Origin of the sequence: Streptomyces milbemycinicus (assembly GCF_002154605.1) — a bacterium.
Classification (GTDB): domain Bacteria; phylum Actinomycetota; class Actinomycetes; order Streptomycetales; family Streptomycetaceae; genus Streptomyces; species Streptomyces milbemycinicus.
In genome coordinates, this window is sequence record NZ_MUNE01000168.1 from 1 (window position 1) to 1,606 (window position 1,606).

At 78.5% G+C, this 1,606-nt stretch carries 1 protein-coding gene; it reads right to left on the bottom strand.

What is annotated here, in order from left to right; genetic code table 11:
* The coding region (locus tag CCN51_RS14955; protein WP_107425988.1) for a glycosyltransferase at window positions 1-1,606 on the bottom strand (1,606 nt) is incomplete at both ends.

The window sequence follows — 1,606 nt, forward strand, 5'->3', positions numbered from 1 at the left end:
ACCCGTGCCCTTCGCCCGCCCCGCGGAGGCCCATATCCCCGGCCGCGGGGCGGGCGAAGGGCACGGGTTCGCCACCTGGGCCGTACTCCCCGCGGCGCACCGGGCAGTGCGACATGAGCTCCAGGTAGATGCCGCGGAACGCCGCCACGTTCTGTTCGGCCGTGAAGAGCTCCAGCGCGCGGGCGCGCGCCGCGGCGCCCAGGCGCTCGCGGCGCTCGGGGTCGGCGAGGAGTTCGAGGCACGCGTCGGCGAGCGCCCGTGGGTTGCGCGGCGGGACCACCAGGCCCGTACCGCCGATGACCTCGCACACCGCGCCGACGTCGGTCGACACCGTGGCGCACCCGCAGAACATCGCCTCCACCAGCCCGACCGGGAAGCCCTCGACCACGCTGGACAGCACCACCACGCTCCCCGCCGCGTACGCGTCAGCCGCGGACGGCAGTCCGGGGTCGCCGAGGCGTGCGAAGGAGACCGGGCTGTCGCCGACCGGGTGGGCGTCGGCCGCCTCGTCGGGGAAGTCGGGGAAGTCGGGGAAGAGGTGGGCGGCGAGGGCTCGGCAGTGGGCCGGGTAGCCGTCTGCGGCGGGGGCGGGGCGCCCGGTCTCGACGAGGCGCAGCCGCGCCCGGGGCACCGCACGCCGCACCTGGGCGAAGGCGTGCAGCAGGGCCACGACGTCCTTGGCGGGCTCGAGACGGCCCAGCCACACCAGCGTCCAGCCGTCGTCGCCCCGCTCCCCGGCGCCGCCGCCCGCGCCGCGCTCGCCGACCTCCGCGAAGCGGCTCGCGTCCATGCCGGGGTAGACGGTGCGCAGCCGCTCCGGGGCGCCGCCGCACCGCTCCTGCCAGCGGCGCGCATGAGTGTTGCCGGGGGTGATCAGCGCCGCACGGGCGTACGCCTCGGCGGTCAGCCGGCCCTGGAACGAGGCGAGCAGCGTCCGCACCGGGGCGGAGAGCACCGCGCCGCCCGGACCCGCCGCGCTCGCCAGGTAGTACTCGCGCAGCCGTACGCCGTACTCGGTGATCAGGAGGGGCGTGCCGAAGAAGCGCCGGGCCAGCAGCCCCGGGAGCGCGGCCGGGCCGGCGGAGGCGGCATGGCACAGGTCCACGCCGGACAGGCCCGGCTCGCCGACGCAGCTCTCCCCCGCGGAGCCCTCACCGACGGAGCCCTCGCCGCCTCCCTCACCGTCGCCGTACCAGTCGAGCGACAGCGGGCGCAGCGCGCGCTCCAGCGCGCCGGTCACGGTCAGCAGATCGGCCACCCGCGCCCGGTGCGCGCCCTGAAGCGCACCGGACGCGTGGCAGGCCCGCTCCAGGGCGCGTACGGCCGTCTCGGAGCGCAGGGCGGCGGGCAGCCCGCCGCGCTCCCGGGCCAGCTCTGCGAGCCCGTACAGGCCGCTGGCGAAACGGTCCGCCTGCGATCCGGCGGCCCCGGCAGGCCCCGCCGTCCCGGCGGCAGCGGGCGCGCCGGGGCTGCCGGGGCCGCCCGGCGCGCTGATCGCCGCCGCCAGCTCCCCGAAGCACTCCGCGAACCGCCGCCGCTCGCGCCGCCCGTACGTCCCCCGGCCCCGGCGCGAGCGGCGGCGGTTCGCGGAGTGCTTCGGGGAGCT